Source organism: Nocardia sp. TBRC8007 (assembly GCF_056629435.1).
On sequence record NZ_JBWSOR010000003.1, the window covers coordinates 202,106 to 218,841 of the forward strand.

General features: G+C 63.8%; 14 protein-coding genes. 10 read left to right on the forward strand and 4 right to left on the reverse strand.

Annotated elements, in window-relative coordinates:
- Window positions 1-120: 120 nt before the first annotated feature.
- Together ACX4ZE_RS05160 and ACX4ZE_RS05165 are read left to right on the forward strand one after the other, a co-directional pair.
- Window positions 121-993 (forward strand): ElyC/SanA/YdcF family protein, encoded by an 873-nt coding sequence (locus ACX4ZE_RS05160; RefSeq protein WP_480272135.1) that lies wholly within the window; start codon window positions 121-123, stop codon window positions 991-993.
- Between the two features lie 92 nt (window positions 994-1,085).
- A complete protein-coding gene (locus ACX4ZE_RS05165) occupies window positions 1,086-1,889 on the forward strand; it encodes a putative protein N(5)-glutamine methyltransferase (RefSeq protein ID WP_480272136.1) in 804 nt (267 codons plus the stop codon).
- A 73-nt stretch (window positions 1,890-1,962) separates the two neighbouring features.
- Here ACX4ZE_RS05165 and ACX4ZE_RS05170 read toward each other — a convergent pair whose 3' ends face one another.
- The 3 genes from ACX4ZE_RS05170 to ACX4ZE_RS05180 form a co-directional block, all read right to left on the reverse strand.
- Window positions 1,963-2,733 carry an alpha/beta hydrolase gene (locus ACX4ZE_RS05170; RefSeq protein ID WP_480272137.1) on the reverse strand — a complete coding sequence of 257 codons (771 nt, stop codon included), beginning with the start codon at window positions 2,731-2,733 and terminating at the stop codon, window positions 1,963-1,965.
- Between the two features lie 70 nt (window positions 2,734-2,803).
- Window positions 2,804-3,634: an SDR family NAD(P)-dependent oxidoreductase gene (locus tag ACX4ZE_RS05175; RefSeq protein WP_480272138.1), complete on the reverse strand. Its 831-nt coding sequence runs from the start codon at window positions 3,632-3,634 to the stop codon at window positions 2,804-2,806.
- A 48-nt stretch (window positions 3,635-3,682) separates the two neighbouring features.
- Window positions 3,683-5,254, reverse strand: coding sequence for a succinic semialdehyde dehydrogenase (locus tag ACX4ZE_RS05180; RefSeq protein ID WP_480272139.1), 1,572 nt, complete (start codon window positions 5,252-5,254; stop codon window positions 3,683-3,685).
- A 176-nt stretch (window positions 5,255-5,430) separates the two neighbouring features.
- Here ACX4ZE_RS05180 and ACX4ZE_RS05185 point away from each other — a divergent pair, with 176 nt between their 5' ends.
- Window positions 5,431-6,210, forward strand: coding sequence for a TetR/AcrR family transcriptional regulator (locus tag ACX4ZE_RS05185; RefSeq protein ID WP_480272140.1), 780 nt, complete (start codon window positions 5,431-5,433; stop codon window positions 6,208-6,210).
- A gap of 112 nt (window positions 6,211-6,322) precedes the next feature.
- Here ACX4ZE_RS05185 and ACX4ZE_RS05190 read toward each other — a convergent pair whose 3' ends face one another.
- Window positions 6,323-7,834 (reverse strand): flavin-containing monooxygenase, encoded by a 1,512-nt coding sequence (locus ACX4ZE_RS05190; RefSeq protein ID WP_480272141.1) that lies wholly within the window; start codon window positions 7,832-7,834, stop codon window positions 6,323-6,325.
- 587 nt (window positions 7,835-8,421) lie between these two features.
- Here ACX4ZE_RS05190 and ACX4ZE_RS05195 point away from each other — a divergent pair.
- Genes ACX4ZE_RS05195 through ACX4ZE_RS05225 form a run of 7 tightly spaced genes read left to right on the forward strand, consistent with a single transcriptional unit; the run spans window position 8,422 to window position 16,728 of the window.
- Complete coding sequence (locus ACX4ZE_RS05195; RefSeq protein WP_480272142.1) at window positions 8,422-9,471, forward strand: 3-oxoacyl-ACP synthase III family protein; 1,050 nt, start codon at window positions 8,422-8,424, stop codon at window positions 9,469-9,471.
- Between the two features lie 8 nt (window positions 9,472-9,479).
- Window positions 9,480-10,394 (forward strand): beta-ketoacyl-[acyl-carrier-protein] synthase family protein, encoded by a 915-nt coding sequence (locus ACX4ZE_RS05200; protein ID WP_480272143.1) that lies wholly within the window; start codon window positions 9,480-9,482, stop codon window positions 10,392-10,394.
- Complete coding sequence (locus ACX4ZE_RS05205; protein WP_480272144.1) at window positions 10,391-12,067, forward strand: fatty acid CoA ligase family protein; 1,677 nt, start codon at window positions 10,391-10,393, stop codon at window positions 12,065-12,067. The genes ACX4ZE_RS05200 and ACX4ZE_RS05205 overlap by 4 nt, the downstream gene beginning before the upstream one ends.
- Entirely contained in the window at window positions 12,067-12,348 is a 282-nt protein-coding gene (locus ACX4ZE_RS05210) for a hypothetical protein (protein ID WP_480272145.1), read from the forward strand. The genes ACX4ZE_RS05205 and ACX4ZE_RS05210 overlap by 1 nt, the downstream gene beginning before the upstream one ends.
- Window positions 12,345-13,391 (forward strand): NAD-dependent epimerase/dehydratase family protein, encoded by a 1,047-nt coding sequence (locus tag ACX4ZE_RS05215; protein WP_480272146.1) that lies wholly within the window; start codon window positions 12,345-12,347, stop codon window positions 13,389-13,391. The genes ACX4ZE_RS05210 and ACX4ZE_RS05215 overlap by 4 nt, the downstream gene beginning before the upstream one ends.
- 26 nt (window positions 13,392-13,417) lie before the next feature.
- Window positions 13,418-14,614: a peptide synthetase gene (locus ACX4ZE_RS05220; protein WP_480272147.1), complete on the forward strand. Its 1,197-nt coding sequence runs from the start codon at window positions 13,418-13,420 to the stop codon at window positions 14,612-14,614.
- Window positions 14,614-16,728, forward strand: a complete 2,115-nt coding sequence (locus ACX4ZE_RS05225) for an MMPL family transporter (protein ID WP_480272249.1) — start codon at window positions 14,614-14,616, stop codon at window positions 16,726-16,728. Before ACX4ZE_RS05220 ends, ACX4ZE_RS05225 begins: the two co-directional genes overlap by 1 nt.
- Window positions 16,729-16,736: the final 8 nt, after the last annotated feature.

The following is a 16,736-nucleotide window of genomic DNA, read 5'->3' on the forward strand; positions in this document are numbered from 1 at the left end:
ATCAGCACATAGGTAGCAAATCAAACAGGACGAGCAAAACGCACGTATTGTAATAACAACTAGCTTTCAGCTAATTATCAGCAAAATCAGCCTGTTTCTCAGTGGAAGGTGCCGACCGTAGTGAAGAACTCGAGATATGCGAAACATCTCGTCCTGACAGTACTCGCCGTATTCTCACTCACCGGCCTGGCCGGTGTGCCCGCGCACGCCGCGCCGGATACCAATGCTCTCTACAACTCCGCCCAGCACAACTTCCTCAGAGGCAACGATGCTGCGGGCCGCGCCGACTTGCGCACCCTGATCAGCGTAGACCCCCGTGATGCCGAAGCACTCGCGCTACAAGCCATCTGGTCCGACTATGCAGGTGACTTCCCCGCGTTGTTCGATGCGATGAAGCGGCTGCGCGTCGTGGATCCGGACATGGCGCGGGGCACCGACAATGCCCTCGGTGCCATCCGCGCCGGGCTCGGTACGCTACCGAATCCACTGCCTGCGCTGGCCGGGCCGCAGACCGGCATCGTCGTCCTCGGCTATGGTCTGCTCCCGGACGGATCGCTACGCCCAGAACTGAAAAACCGGCTCACCGCCGCGTGGCTACAGTCGATCGCCGCGCCGCTCTCGCCGATCGTCGTCACTGGCGGCAATCCGCGTAACGGCATCACCGAAGCCGAAGCCATGCGACGCTGGTTGATCGCCCACGGCGTGCCCACCGCGCGCATCCATGTGGAAAACCGCGCGGGTTCGACAGTGCAGAACGCCTTGTTCAGCACACGGATGCTTCGAGCAGCCGGGGCGACGAGTGCGATCGTGGTCACCTCACCCAATCACATTCGCCGGGCCGTCGCCGATTTTCTTGTCGCAGGCACCCGGGTCGTCGGCGCGACGACCTCGCTGGAGCAGCTGGCCTCGCAACTGCCGCCGCCGAGCAGATCGGCTCGACAAGGTATCTATCTCGATGTCACACGAACCTTTCAGCTGAGCACGTCGCGCTGAGCCACAACCAGGCTCACCTGGCCACAACGCGGATCGGGGGCACTGGAACAATCCGGGTCGCGCGATCTGCCCGCGCACGACAAGATGGCTCGGTGACGACAATCGGACCCACCGATGTGGTCGCCCGGCTGCGAGCGGCGGGCTGTGTGTTCGCCGAAGACGAGGCGCGGCTGCTCACGGCCGCTGCCATAGAGACCGGCGCCGACCTCGAAACGCTGGTCGCCCAGCGGATGGCCGGTACCCCACTGGAACATCTGCTCGGCTGGGCGGAGTTCCATCGATTCCGAGTCGCCGTGGCACCAGGCGTTTTCGTACCGCGCCAACGCACCACCTTCCTGGTCGACCGAGCGATCGAGCTGATCCAGGCCGGGGCCGGGCACCGGATAGTCGTCGACCTGTGTTGCGGTTCAGGTGCGGTGGGCATGGCGGTGACCGCGATCGCCACAGCCGAGGGCCGCGCGGTGACGCTGGTGGCTACCGATATCGATCCGGTGGCGGTCGAATGCGCCCGCCACAATCTCAGTCCGCTCGGCGCTCCGGTCTATACGGGCGATCTCTTCGAACCCTTGCCCGAAGAACTGTACGGCCGCATAGACATCCTGCTCTGTAACGCCCCCTATGTCCCCTCCGCAATGATCGGGCGGATGCCGCCGGAAGCACGCGACCATGAACCGCGTGCGGTGCTCGACGGCGGCCATGACGGCCTCGACATCGTTCGTCGGGTCATCGCCGCCGCTGTTTCCTGGCTCGCCCCCGGTGGCCACCTGCTCGTCGAGACCAGCAGGTGGCAGGGCCCCCTGACGCTCGCTCACATGACACACCATGGCCTCGCGAGCTGTGTCGCGGAGTCCGATGACCGCAATGCGACCGTCGTGATCGGCACTCGTCCACGCTGATCGACACGTCCGCACTGCTCGACCATGGCCCCTGTGCACCGCAAGACCTCCGGCGAACTGGTGCCGAGGACGTTCACCTGGTTGCCTCGAGCAACCAGTGAGCGCACAGGTCGGCGATCTTCCGCCAGCCCGGCTCCAGCATCAAGTAGTGCCCGAATCCCGCTACTTCCTGGAATGTCGTATGCGCGCCATGGCGATGCGCGATCAAGCGCGCGGTCGACGGCGGGACCGCCAGATCCTCGGTCCCCGACACCATCAGTACGGGGCACGTGACCTTCTGGTAATCAATTCTGGTCGTCTGGTTGACATCGAACATCCAGAAGAACAACTCGAACATGACACGGCCCGACTCCGGCCCCAGCCGGTCGAATACTCGCCGTTGCTCGGCTTGCTCCAGCTTATTGAGGCCGAACTCGGACATGGTGTCGAAGTCCGGCAGCAGTGTGCCCTCCCAGAACGGCCCGGCGGACATCAAACGCTTGGCCAATACGCGCTCACCGTCGGTGGTAGGGAGCACACCCGAATTGACACTGCCGTTGAGCAGCACGATAGCGCGGGCCAGACCGCGAGCGGCCAGAATTTGCGCAACCACGCCACCGAGTGAGTGCCCGACAATGACCGGCTCCGTGTCCAGCACCGATATCGCCGTGGCGATGTCCTCGACATAGTCGTCGATACTCGTTTCGACGAGTAACTCCGCGGTTTCCGCGGATATCGTCTCGCTGTGATGCCGGTAGGCCGGAGCAAGAGTCCGCCAGCCGTGCTCAGCAAAGTACCCGGTGAAATTGGCCATCGTCCATGGGCCTGCGTTGGTGCCGTGGACGAAGACGATCGGTGTGTCCACAGTCCAACTTTCCCACTGGGCACCTGGATAATCCAGACCCCCGGCAGATCAACGGCAGCGGCGTGCCGCGCTACCGCGTGCGACCGGTGAACTCCTCCATCGAACGGTAGACGCCGGTCGCTTCGAGGATGCGGTCGCGCAGTTTGATCGGCATCAAGCCGGCCAGCGCTCTGTTCAGCCGGGAGGACAAGGGCAACACGACCAAAGGGGTACCGTTCTTCATCGCACGCCACGCGGTGTCGACCACATCCTGTTGTTCCAGAATCGGGGTGAGCAGAAACCCCTTGGCGCCTTCGAACATTCCGGTATTGATGTAGGTCGGGCAGACAGTAGTGATCTTCACGTGGTCGTGGCCTGCCTGCAGCAATTCGATGCGCACCGAATCCGACCAGCCCAACGCAGCCCACTTGGACGCGGCGTAGACACTCATACGTGGGTTGGACACCAAAGCGGCCGAGGAGGCGATGGTGAGTACCCGCGCCTCGGTGGAGCCCGCGACCATAGCGGGCAGGAACTCGAGCGTGACGTACATCGGTGCGAGCGAGTTGATCGCTATGGTCTTGTCGATGTCGGCACGGTTCTCGGTTTCCCAAAAGTAGCTGTTACCACGCACGATGCCCGCGTTGTTGACCAAGATATCGATGCCGCCGAGCTGCTCCCGGACGATCGCCGCGGCTTCGGCGATCGCCGATGCCGCCGATACATCGACCACATGGTGATGAACAGCGCTGCCGAGCCCGGTCAATTCGGCGGCGGTATCCTTCAGCGCGGCCTCGTTGATGTCCCACAGCACCACCGCCGCGGCTCCTTCGCGCACAGCACGTCGAGCGAACGTCTTTCCCAGGCCCATAGCCGCTCCAGTGATCAGGACCCTCTTGCCCGCCACCGTGTGCAATTCCATCTGTCTTACTTCCGATCCATACATTGTGCGAGTTGACAATCGTGCGAGCTACTTCTGCCGTAGTCTGCTCATGAGTCCGAGGAAGAACGTCATGGTTTTCGCCCACGTCGCTTCGGACATGCCGGGCAGCGGCATGATCGGCCGCACCCGCTGCACCGCGATGGTCTGAGTGTCGATGTACTTCAGCAGGCCTTCGGGGCCATGCCTGCGTCCGGTGCCGGAAATGCCGAGCCCCCCGGACGGCGCATCGACGCTTCCCCACGCGGCGAGGAATCCCTCATTGACATTCACGGTGCCCGCGTTGATCCGCGCGGCAACCGCACGACCATTACGCGTGTCCTTGGTCCACACGCTGGCATTCAGACCGTACGCGGTGTCGTTGGCCTGCTCGATCGCTTCTTCGTCGCTGCGCACACGATAGATCGAGACCACGGGACCGAAAGTCTCCTCTCGATGCACCGTCATATCTGGGCGGACTCCGGTCAGCACGGTCGGCTCGTAGAAGTACGGCCCGAGGTCCGGCCGCGCGCGGCCACCCGCCAACACGGTGGCGCCTTTGGCCACCGCGTCGTCGACATGCGCGACGACCGTATCGAGCTGACGCCGAGACGTCAGCGACCCCATATCGTTGGCGAAGTCCAACCCACCACCGAGTTTTATGTTCTCGACGCGTCCGATGAATTCGGCGACGAAGCGATCGTAAACGCTGTCGTGGATGTAGATCCGTTCCATCGACTCGCACAGCTGTCCAGCCGAGGCGAAGCAGGCGCGAATGGCGATCTCGGCCGCCCGCGCGACGTCCGCATCCGCGAGCACCAGCAGTGGGTTCTTGCCACCGAGTTCGAGTGAGCATCCGATCAGCCGCTCGCCCGCCTGCTGAGCGACGATCCTTCCGGTCGCGCTGGAACCGGTGTAGTCGACATAATCAGCGCGAGCGATCACCTCGCTGCCGATCACCGAACCGCGGCCGAGTACCGCCTGCCAAAGCCCCCTCGGCAGTCCGGCGCGTACAGCGGCGTCGATAGCCCACAGCGCGGTGAACGCGGTCTGATTATCCGGGCGCGCGATCACGGCATTACCCGCGACGAGGGCGGGCAGCGCGTCCGAAATAGCCAAAGCCAACGGGTAGTTCCACGGTGAGATGATCGCGACTACCCCCTTGGGCCGATGTCGCACGTCGACCCGGGTCAACCCGGGAAGCGCGCCCCGTGGTCGGCGCGTGGTCAGCAACCGGCCGACCACCGAGGCGTAGTACCTGGCGTTGGTGGCCACATCACTGACCTCGTCGAAGGCATGCACACGAGACTTGCCGGTCTCGGTCTGCACGATGTCGAGGATGGTGTCCTGCTCTGCCAGGACGATGTCGTGGAATCGGCGCAACACCGCGATCCGCTCCCGCACCGACCGTCGCGCCCATTCGCGCTGCGCGCGCCGCGCGGTCTCGAACGCGGTCTCGATGTCATGGGTGGACGACTGCGGCAAATCGGCGATCTTCGCTCCGGTCACAGGGGCGAACACCTCGACCGAGGGAGCACCACCCGCGACTGTGTAGGCGAGCAGGGGCCGCACCAGCGACGAGAGCAACGTATCGGATGTGGCCGGTTGGGAAGCAATCGTCACGGTCTGCCCTCTCGAGAACATGGGCGCGACGCCGCAGGTGCACCCATTTAATGAACAATAATGTAAGGTTAATAGCCGTGTCCCTGGCTATGTCAAGGTGTTGTGCGTGTCAAGCTGTTCGTCATGCAGCTGTTCGTCATGCAGCTGTTCGTCATGCATACGGGTAGGCAAGACTCGTGCGGCGCGGCGACACGATGCCTGCCGAGAGCACGTCTGCCGGGAGCATGTCGGTCGAGGGCACGGTGGCTGAGCGCATGTCGGTCGAGAGCACGGTGACCGAGCGCGTGGTGACCACGCGGCGTGGACGACCTCGACAGACCCAAGAGCAGGCCGAGGAGGTCCGCGCCCACATAGTCCGGGCCACTGCGGAGGTATTCGCCCGCACCGGTTCCCGCGGCCTGAGCGTCACCCGGATCACCAAACAGGCAGGCCTGGCCCGGCCGACGTTCTATCGCTACTTCGCCAACGCGACCGAACCGCTGCATGCGGTCCTCGACAGCTCAAATAGCCAATTGGTCAGCGGCATCCGCACCGCGCTGGCGGGCACCGCCGAGCCGGTGGAGTTGGGCATCCGCTTGATCGATGCCTATCTGGACTGGGCATACGGGCACGGCCCCATGCTGCGGCCACTGTTCTCCGAGCTGCACGATCCAGGTTCGCCGGTGTCGGCATATCGGGAGCGCGCCCTCGACAATATCCGCGGCCTGGTACGCGAAGCCTTCACCGACCTGGGCCGCACGTTGCCGAGCCCAGTCGACTTGGACGCCGCCCTACACCTGTGCGAATACGTGGTCTACCGGATCTCCACCGACAATGGACCAGGCATCGAATCGGATACCGAAACAGTCGCCGCCGCCCGACTGACGATGATCCGGGTACTGATCACCATCCTCGGCACCCGAGCTGATCTGGAACACGTATTGACATTGCCTTCGATCCTGCCCGCCGAACCCTAACGCGGATCGACGTGATACCGATTCCACCGGGCGGCTGTCGCCACTCGATCACGTCGATCCGCTGGACGCTTCGCGTATGGTGATCACGATTTCGGTCATATCGGCACATGTCCTACCCCGGCATCGAGACCTGTTCTTCTGCGCCTATTTCCTCGGGCCACCGCGCCCGCTGGAAAAGCATGGGCCGGTCGGCGATCCGGCTGAATCGCAGTGTGACCAGATCGCGCAGATAATTCATGCGCAGCCGCCACGGCGCGCGATCACCCTGGGCCGGGAACAGATTCGCGGCACGCCGTACATAACCGGGAGTGAAGCCGGGGAAGAGCGATTCGGCGCCGACCGAGGGATCACGGGTGGGCATACACCGCGCGTATCCACGCCTATCCATGTATTTCAGCAGCCGGACCACGTACTGCGACACCAGGTCTGCTTTCAGCGTCCACGAAGCATTCGTGTATCCGAGAACGTAAGCGAAATTCGGCATGTCGGACAGCATCATGCCCTTGTAGGACATACTGGCCGACGGTGTCACCGGCGTACCGTCCACTACGAATTCGACGCCACCGAACGCAAGGAGATTCAAACCCGTTGCGGTGACGACGATATCGGCCTCCACGGTAGCGCCAGAGGTCAGCCGCAGGCCGGACTCGGTGAATGTCTCGATCCGGTCGGTGACCACGTCGAGGGCACCCTGCCGGATCGCTCGGAAGAATTCGCCCCCCGGCGTGACACACAATCGCTGATCCCACGGATCGTATCGGGGCGTGAAATGCGTGTCGATGTCGTACCCCTCGGGCAGCCAGCGCTGCTGCCAGCCGCGAATGCGCTTGCGCATACCCTCCGGATTACGTCTGCTGAACTGATAGAGCGCAATGGAGAACACGATGTTCTCGGCACGAGCGAACGCATGGGCGGCGCGCGCGGGCAGGATTCGGCGCGCCGTGAGCGCCAGCCGGTCGCGGGCCGACATCGAAACGATGTAGCTCGGACTGCGCTGCAGCATAGTCACGTACGCACCCTGCGCGGTGAGTGCCGGCGCAAGCGTTACCGCGGTGGCCCCGCTGCCGATGATCACCACCCGTTTGCCCGTATAGTCGAGGTCCTGCGGCCAGAACTGGGGGTGCACGATCGGCCCCGCGAAGCTCTCGGTGCCCGCGAACTCGGGGCAGTACCCCGCGTCGTAGCGGTAGTAACCGGAGCAGGAGAACAGGAATCCCGCGGTGAAAACGACAGTCTCGCCGGTATCGGTCCGCTCGGCACGCACGGTCCAGTGGTTGTCCGCACCGGACCACTCGGCGCGCACCACACGGTGCCGGAAGCGGATATGCCGGTTCACCCCGTGTTCCACGGCGGTCTCACGCAGGTATTCGAGGATGGAGCTGCCGGAGGCGATCGCATCCTCCCCCGGCCAAGGCTTGAATCGATAGCCCATGGTGTACATATCGGAGTCGGAGCGAATACCAGGGTAACGGAACAGATCCCACGTTCCGCCCAGCGCCGCTCTGCTCTCCAGGAGTAGACAGGTCCGCTGCGGGAAGGCTCGGCGCAGGTGGCAAGCCGCACCGATTCCAGAGAGCCCGGCACCGACAATGAGTACGTCGACGTGCTCGACAGCGGTTGTCATAACCTCTCCTTCGATCGTCGGCAACTTCCGGGCACACCATCGCCATGGCATGCCCGCGATACACCCAGCCTATCGGCCCCAAGGAATGTGCCGGGACGCTGAGCCGTCACCGCGGAGAAACTCCGGATCGCCGTTCACTACAGCAGAGCGCGCACAGTCCGGGTAGTCGACCCACGCGAGCTGACTCCCAGAGGCACCTGGAGCGAGACTCGCAGTGAAATCACTCACACCCGACCCGGAAGGCATCCCCGTGCCGCCATATCATCCCACCGATTCAGATATTAGCTATTAATTTGCCAATCTGAAATCGATCGATCCGCGCACACTGGCGAATTCTCGGATTTTCGAACCTCGAACGCAGCGAAAAACGGTGTACACGAACCATGTATGCCGCCAGGCATACCATAGCCAGCCGGTGACCAGTTGGTGATACCACACGAAACAGACATCTCCGCAGTGATGTCCATCTCAGGACGTCCACGCATCACACACATAGGCATTCGTAGTTACTGTCGGGTAGTGTCCGCTGCACCGTAGATCAGCGATGATCCCGGAACCGCATATCTCCACGATTCCCAGGAGCGCGCGTGTCGCATTCTCGATTCGAATCCATTGGCGCCTATATGCCTTCGAATATCGTTACCACCCAGGAGTTGCTGTCCCGGTTGAAGGAACCTCCTTCGTTCGATCTGGAGAAAATTACCGGCGTCAAGGAACGTAGGGTGCGCGACGCCAGGCCGGAAAGCTTCGAGGATTCTTTCACGCTGGCCGTCAAAGCAGCCGAGGACTGCCTGTCCAGGTCACGGTATGAACCCGCGGATCTCGACGTGATCATCTCCACCTCGATCACGCGGAGCAAAGATGCCACCCGTATGTACATGGAGCCGTCGTTCGCCAGTTCGATAAGCCGCCTTATCGGCGCGAAGAACGCCATTGCGTTCGATATTTCGAACGCCTGTGCCGGAATGCTCACCGGTACTTACATCCTGGACAGGATGATTCGCTCCGGCGCCGTCCGAAACGGGCTCGTGGTCAGCGGCGAGGCGATTACTCCGATCGCCGACACCGCTGTCAACGAGATTTCCGAGAAATACGACCCGCAGTTCGCTTCGTTGTCAGTCGGTGATTCGGCGTGCGCTGTCGTGCTGGATGAAGCCGTCGACGAAAGCGACATGATCCACTATGTGGAGCTGGTGACGGCCGCAGAGTACGCGCACTTGTGCCTGGGAATGCCGAGCGACAAGACACAGGGCATCGCGCTGTATACCGACAACCGCAAGATGCACAATGAAGACCGCTTCCTGCTCGGCACCAACAGCCAGCGCAACTTCCTCGAAGCGCAGGGCAGAACCTTCGCCGACGAAAACTTCGACTATGTGATTCACCATCAGTTCGGCGCTGCCGCTATTCCATGGATGAACGCCATCGCCGAACGTGAGTTCGGCAGCCCGATGCCACCGGATCTGCGGGTCATCGAGAAATACGGAAATACTTCCACTACTTCCCATTTCGTTGTTCTGCATGATCAGCTCAGCGAGCAGAACATCCCCTCGGGTTCGAAATTGCTCATGATCCCGGCGGCCTCCGGCATCGTCACCGGATTCTTGTCCACCACTATCTCGTCGCTGAAGGTCTGAGGTCAGTCATGAGCGTACGTATCAAGTCCACCGGTATCAGCCGCGCCGGCGATACTCACAGCATCGTGGAACACAGCGGCCGCGCGGCCAGGCAAAGCCTCGAACGCGCCGGAATCCGTGCCGATCAGGTCGGTCTGCTCATCAACGCGGGTATCTTCCGCGATTCGAACACTGTCGAACCCGCCGTATCGGCTCTGATCCAGAAGTCGGCGGGCATCGGCTTGGAATACGCCAAGGACGATCCGCGGACCTTCTCGTTCGATCTGATGAACGGCGCGGTCAGTGTGCTCAACGCAGTGCAGGTGGCTACCTCTGTTCTGGAGACCGGCAGCGCCGAGCACGTCCTGATCGTCTCTGGCGATACCCATCCCTCACTGGCCCGCTCCGCCGCAGACGATGAGTTCCCCTACGCCACCTGCGGTGCCGCACTGCTGCTGGAACGTACCGATGCGCCTGTCGGTTTCGGCCGGGTGCATACTGCTGCGGGCGAGGGCTCACCCGCGGTCGAGGCCTATGTCGACGTCTCGACAATGGGCACCGTCGGCCGCGGCCTGATGACGGTAGAGCGAGAGCCCGGCTTCGACGACCGCCTGTTGGATGTGGCGGTCGAGGCCGCGCGGCACGCGCTCGCCGAGGCCGAGGGCAGCACGCTGAGCGATATCGTGCTGATCGCGTCGACACCGAGTCCGGAGTTCCCGGCCAAGCTGGCCGCCGCCCTCGGCATCGACCAGCAGTCGGTCCGCATACCAGATCTGAGCGATGGCGATCCGCATACGGCTGCACTTACCGCAGCCTACGATTCGGCTGTTTCGGACGACACGATCGAAGGGTTCAGCCAAGTACTTTTCGTCGCTGCGGGCTCCGGGCCCTCGGCCGCCGCGGTGCTGTACCGGTTGCCTGCCATCGCTGGAGCATCTGCGTGACGGCGGGAACCTATTGGCAGGCCATCGATCGGTTTCGCGGGGTCGTCCGAACCGACCCCGACCGGGTGGCTATCCGCTATGCGGACGGGGCAGGCCCTGATGGCCTGCCCACCTACCGCCGCCTGACCTATCACGAGCTGGATTTGTGGTCGGACACGATTGCCGAGCGACTCGCCGCCTCCGGAGTCGGTACCGGAACACGCACCATCGTGCTCGTGCTGCCGAGCCCGGAGCTGTATGCGATCATGTTCGGGCTGCTCAAGATCGGAGCAGTGCCCGTAGTGATCGATCCTGGCATGGGTGTGCGGAAGATGTTGCGCTGTCTGCGTGCCGTGGATGCCGAGGCATTCATCGGCATCCCGCAGGCACACGCGCTACGCGTGCTGTTCCGCCGCAGCTTCCGCACAGTCCGCACTGCGGTCACCGTAGGCAAGCGGTGGTTCTGGCGCGGTGAATCGCTGGCGGCATGGGGTAGAACGCCCACGGGCACCGTTGCTGTCGGCCACCCGGCCACCGAGGATGATCCGCTGCTGATCGCGTTCACCACCGGGAGCACCGGGCCGGCCAAGGCTGTGCAGATGACCCATGGCAATCTGGCCGCGATGGTCGAGCAGATACACGTGGCACGGGGAGAAATCGCACCGGAGGCGTCCCTGATCACCCTTCCATTGGTCGGGGTGCTGGATCTGTTGCTCGGCGCACGATGTGTGCTACCGCCGCTGATCCCGAGCAAGGTCGGTGCGACCGATCCCGCGCATGTGGTGAGCGCGATCGAGAAGTTCGGCGTGCGGACCATGTTCGCCTCCCCGGCAGTACTGATCCCGCTGCTCGAGTACCTGCGAACTCATCCGACCGAACTGAAGTCGCTCGGCAGTATCTATTCCGGCGGCGCGCCGGTACCGGACTGGTGCATCGCCGGGCTGCGCGAGGTGCTGAACGAGGACGCGCAGGTCGTCGCGGGATACGGTTCCACAGAGGCGCTGCCGATGTCCACCATCGAATCCCGCGAACTGCTGGACGGGTTGGTCGAACGGGCACACCATGGTGCGGGGACCTGTATCGGCAGACCCTCCCATCGAGTGCAAGCACGCATTGTGGCTATCACCGATGAACCCATCCCGACCTGGGCTCGCGCCGAGGAACTCGCGGGGGAACTGGAAAGCACACACGGCATCGGTGAGCTCGTTGTCGCCGGTCCGAATGTCAGCACCAAGTACTACTGGCCGGAGCGAGCGAATGCACAGGGCAAGATCGTCGATGGCGATCGGATCTGGCATCGCACCGGCGACCTCGCGTGGATCGATGAACAGGGACGGATCTGGTTCTGCGGACGTAAGAGCCAGCGGGTGGTCACGGAGCACGGACCGATGTTCACCGTCCAAGTCGAGCAGATCTTCAATACAGTCGCGGGTGTCGCCCGCACGGCACTCGTCGGGATCGGTGGCCGAGGTGCGCAACGACCAGTACTTTGCGTCGAAATCGAACCGGATGCCGACGCGGACACTGCGGTGTCCGCACTGCAGGCGCTCGGGGCGCAATTCGACCGCACCAAGACGATCACCGATTTCCTGGTCCACCCGTCCTTCCCGGTCGATATCCGGCACAACGCCAAGATCGGCCGCGAACACCTCACGCTGTGGGCGGCAAAGCAACTCGGAGCACGAACACAGTGATGAGAACAACGGCACTGCGGGCAATTCCGGTTCTCGGATGGCTCTATCTGATCTGCGGCGCGGTCGCCGCAGCGACCGATCGCAGCCCGGACAACCGGGTTCTGCGCATGGCATGGTGGCTCGACGCTTTTCTCAGTACCTTCGTCCACGCGGCCCAGATTCCGGCTGCGCTGCGAGCCGCCGAGGGCTCGGGTCGCAGCAGGCTGCAGACGGCGGTCCTGACCCAGATCTTCGGTATGACCTGGTGGAGAACCCAACCTGGCGAGAAGGCGGGGCGATGAGTAAAGTTCTGGTGACTGGTGCGTCCGGATTTCTCGGTGGGGCGCTGACGCGCAGGCTGGTTCGCGATGGCGAGCACGACGTGTCGATTCTGGTACGACGTACCAGCACACTGACCGATCTGGGTGACGCTATGGACAAGGTGCAGCTGGTCTACGGTGACCTCACCGATCCAGCCTCGCTGGAACAGGCGACCCGTGGCGTCGACATCGTCTTCCACAGTGCGGCACGAGTCGACGAGCGCGGCACCAGACAACAGTTCTGGAACGAGAATGTCCGGGCCACCGAGCTGCTGCTCGACTCGGCCCGGCACGGTGGAGCCACCCGGTTCGTGTTCATCTCCAGCCCGAGCGCGCTGATGGACTATCACGGCGGCGACCAGCTCGATATCGATGAATCCATACCGTACCCGCGGCGCTACCTGAACTTGTACTCGGAGACCAAAGCCGCGGCCGAACGCGCGGTGCTGGCAGCCGATACTCCCGGATTTCGCACCTGTGCGCTGCGCCCGCGTGCGATCTGGGGCGCGGGTGATCGCTCCGGCCCCATCGTGCGGCTGCTCGGCCGAACCGGCGCCGGAACACTGCCGGACCTTTCCTTCGGCCGCACCGTGTACGCTTCACTCTGCCATGTCGACAATATCGTCGACGCCTGTGTGAAAGCGGCGGCCTCGGATGCGGTAGGCGGCAAAGCGTATTTCATCGCCGATGCCGAGCAGACCGATGTCTGGGGGTTTCTCGGCGAAGTGGCCACCCGGCTCGGATACCAGCCACCGACCAGGAAACCGAACCCGAAGGTCATCGCCGCGGCAGTAGGCGTTATCGAGGCGATCTGGCGTATCCAAGCCGTTTCGACCCGCTGGTCGCCTCCGCTGTCGCGGTATGCCGTAGCACTGATGACCCGCAGCGCCACCTACGACATCACAGCTGCCGCGAGAGATTTCGGCTATCAGCCGATCATGGACCGCGACCGCGGACTGTCTGCCTTCCTGGCGTGGTTGCAGGCCGAAGGCGGGGCGATCGAACTCACTCGACAGCTACGCTGAACGCCCCATCGGTATCGGAGACCAGTATGAGCGACACCACCGTCTTCCGCAGGAAGATCACCCCGACCGAACACCTGTACTTCTCGACGCGGACAGTGAGCCCGCCGTTCGTGATGCACTTGGCTGTCCACGGCGACGGCAGTCTGGACCCTGCGATGCTGCAGCGGGCCGTCGACGTGGCCGCGGTGGCCAATCCCGGCACGCGTCTGGTCCGGGACGGCGACGAGTGGGTGGATAGTGGTCTGGCCGCCACGGTGCGTGTGGTGCCGGGATGGTCGTTGAACTACGCCGCTTTGGAAGACGATGCGGTAATCAACAGCCCGATCGGTCCGACCCCCGATCGAACCACCGAGGTGCTGCTGCTCACTGGGGAGCCGACCACCGTGGTGTTCCGGGCTTTCCACGGCGCGATGGACGGCATGGGGCTGCGACTGTGGGTGGACGACGTGTTCCGCGCATTGCGTGGGTATCCGCCCGTCGGTTCGCCCGACCCGATCGCGGACGCGGAGTTGGTGGCCCGGGTCGGCGCGCCGGGCAAACCTACCTTGGTGCTGCCCACCAGCAAAGCGCCGACCGGGCGCGGAAAGCAGGATCCCACGGCCCCGCGCTGGCTCCTGCGCCATCGCACGATCAATGCGACCGGCAAGGGCGTCGTGGCACGGGTGGCGGCGGTACTTGCCGCCGAGTCCACCACGAAGTCACGCTTCATGATTCCGGTCGACCTGCGCAGGCACGACCCCGCGTTGCGTTCCACCGCCAATCTGGCACTCCCCTTGTTCATCGATGTCGCGCCCGGCGAGAATTGGGAAGTGGTCAGCAGCCGGATACGTGCCGGGTTGGCGGCGAAGCACGAGTTGAACCAGCTGGACAACGGCAAGCTGTCGAAATTTCCGGGCGGCGTGGTGCGCGGGGTACTTCGCGCGAGTAACTGGCTCGGCGCCCGGCTGAACCGAAATATGGCATCGGCCACCGTGTCCCACATGGGCAGATTCGATCTGGCGGAGCTCGCTGTGCCCGGCTGGACACCGACCACCATGCGAGTGCTGCCCCAGCACAGTGGCGCGATGCCGCTGTTGTTCACCATGCTCGAGACCCGCGGCGCACTGGAGTTGACCGTCTCCTGCCGCAATGGCGTCGGCATCGAGGCGAGGCTGGAGGCGTTGCTCGACACGATCGCCACACGGCTGGAAGCCGAACTAGCGCCGTACGACATGGCCGTGTGATGACTGTCCTGGCCCGCATAGTTCTCGCCCGGCCACGCACGGTGCTCGCGATTGTAGTCGGATTGATGCTGTTGTGTGGTGTGCTCGGCATCGGAGTCGCCGACAAGGTCAGCGCTGCCGGATTCATCGACCCTGGCAGCGAATCGGCGCGAGTGGATCAGCTCGTGCGCGATCACCTCGGGCCGCAGAACCCCGATATCGTCGTCCGATACACCGTGCCCGAGGGGCAGACACTTGACGATATCGGACCACGCGTCCAGGAGGCGCTGGCCGAGATCGACCCCGCTCTGTTGCAGCGGCCGATCGAATCCTATTGGAATGGCGGGCTCGGCAGGCAGCAGTTCCTGCGCTCGGTCGACAATCGGTACGCCCTCGCGCTCGTGTTCCTCGCTGGTGACGCCAGCAGGCGCATCAGCGTGTATCCCGAGGTCGCACCGCAGCTTCGCGTGCCGGGGGTCGAGACCGACTTGTCCGGCTACAGCGCGCTGTCCAATGAGATCAACGGGCAATCCCAACGCGATCTGATCCGGGCCGAGGCCATTTCGCTGCCATTGACACTGGCCATCCTGGTGGTGGTGTTCGGAGGGCTGATCGCCGCATCATTCCCGGTCACCATCGGGGGGCTGGCGGTGCTCGGGGCGATGGGCGCGATCCGCTTGCTCGCCGAAGTCACCGAAGTGAGTACGTTCGCGGTGAACATCGCCTCGCTGCTCGGGCTCGGCATGGCCATCGACTACGGATTGTTCCTGGTCACCCGATTCCGTGAGGAGATCGCGGACGGACACGACCCGACATCGGCGATCACACGCACCTACGCGACAGCAGGTCGCACCGTCGCGTTCTCGGCCCTGCTGCTGATCTGCGCGTTCGCGGGCACATTCGTTTTCCCACAGGCGGTGCTCCGGTCGCTGGGCTTCGGCGCGATCATCGCGGTCGCACTGGCCGCCGCGCTCTCGCTCACCGTGCTGCCCGCATTGCTGGCGCTGTTCGGCACCCGCATCGGCGCCGCGCGAACCAGTGATCGCACCGAACGGTTCTGGGGACGGGTGGTCGACTTCGTGCTGCGTCGTCCGGGCTTGGTGACCGTGGTCGTCGGCGCTGTCCTCTTGGTGTTCGCGGCACCGCTGACCGGTCTGCGGCTCGGCGACATCGATCATCGGGCGCTTCCCGCCGGCAACGAGATGCGCACTACCGTCGAGGAACTCACCACACAATTCCCTGCGGCGGGCAGTGGGGTGACGGCTGTGTTGCACGGGACGGACGGTCCACCGCAGTCGGCCGCGGTCGATGCGACCGTATCGGCTCTGCGCGCAGTCGAGGGAGTACGGCAGGTATTTCAGGTAGGTCGCGCCGAGGATTTCGTCGTATTCCACGCCTTCCTGCGCGATACCGATCGCAGTGAAGCAGCGACTGCCACAGTCCGCGATATCCGCGCCCTGACTCCCCCGGAAGGCACTGCCCTGTGGATCGGCGGCGATACAGCGGTCACGGCCGACAGTGTGCGCTCGATCATCGCCGCGATGCCGTGGATGATTCTCGTCATGGTCACCGCGACGGTGCTGCTGCTCTCGGTGGCTTTCCGCTCGATCGTATTGCCACTGAAGGCCGTTACGCTGGCCTTCCTCAGTCTCGCCGCTACCTTCGGCGTACTCACCTGGATTTTCTGTGCCGGAAACCTATCCGGGGTACTCGGCGTCAGCACCGGCCCGATCGCGGCGGGCATACTGGTACTGATCATCGCCGTAGTTTTCGGGCTGTCCACCGACTACGAAGTCTTCCTGCTCTCACGTATGGTCGAGGCGCACGACGCCGGCGCCGATACCGCGACAGCGGTACGCACGGGCACGATCAAGACCGCTCGCGTCATCACCGCGGCAGCGACCCTGCTGGTGATCGTCACCGGTGCGTTCACCCTGTCCCCGCTGACACCTATGCGTTTCCTCGGTCTCGGCATGATCATCGCTCTCATCGTGGACGCCACCCTGGTTCGCATGCTCTTGGTCCCCGCCCTGGTCCAGCTGATGGGCCCGGCCAACTGGTGGACGCCGTACCGCCGCCGGAACCGCGCGGCCACCGCCGACCGCGGCCAGGAGCGCACTCCGGCCACTGCCTGACCGACTGG

Coding starts and splice junctions, on each gene's coding strand:
- ACX4ZE_RS05175 (WP_480272138.1), bottom strand. CDS start 3,634: ATGGAATTGCACACGGTGGCGGGCAAGAGGGTCCTGATCACTGGAGCG.
- ACX4ZE_RS05220 (WP_480272147.1), top strand. CDS start 13,418: ATGAGCGACACCACCGTCTTCCGCAGGAAGATCACCCCGACCGAACAC.
- ACX4ZE_RS05210 (WP_480272145.1), top strand. CDS start 12,067: ATGAGAACAACGGCACTGCGGGCAATTCCGGTTCTCGGATGGCTCTAT.
- ACX4ZE_RS05215 (WP_480272146.1), top strand. CDS start 12,345: ATGAGTAAAGTTCTGGTGACTGGTGCGTCCGGATTTCTCGGTGGGGCG.
- ACX4ZE_RS05190 (WP_480272141.1), bottom strand. CDS start 7,834: ATGACAACCGCTGTCGAGCACGTCGACGTACTCATTGTCGGTGCCGGG.
- ACX4ZE_RS05200 (WP_480272143.1), top strand. CDS start 9,480: ATGAGCGTACGTATCAAGTCCACCGGTATCAGCCGCGCCGGCGATACT.
- ACX4ZE_RS05225 (WP_480272249.1), top strand. CDS start 14,614: ATGACTGTCCTGGCCCGCATAGTTCTCGCCCGGCCACGCACGGTGCTC.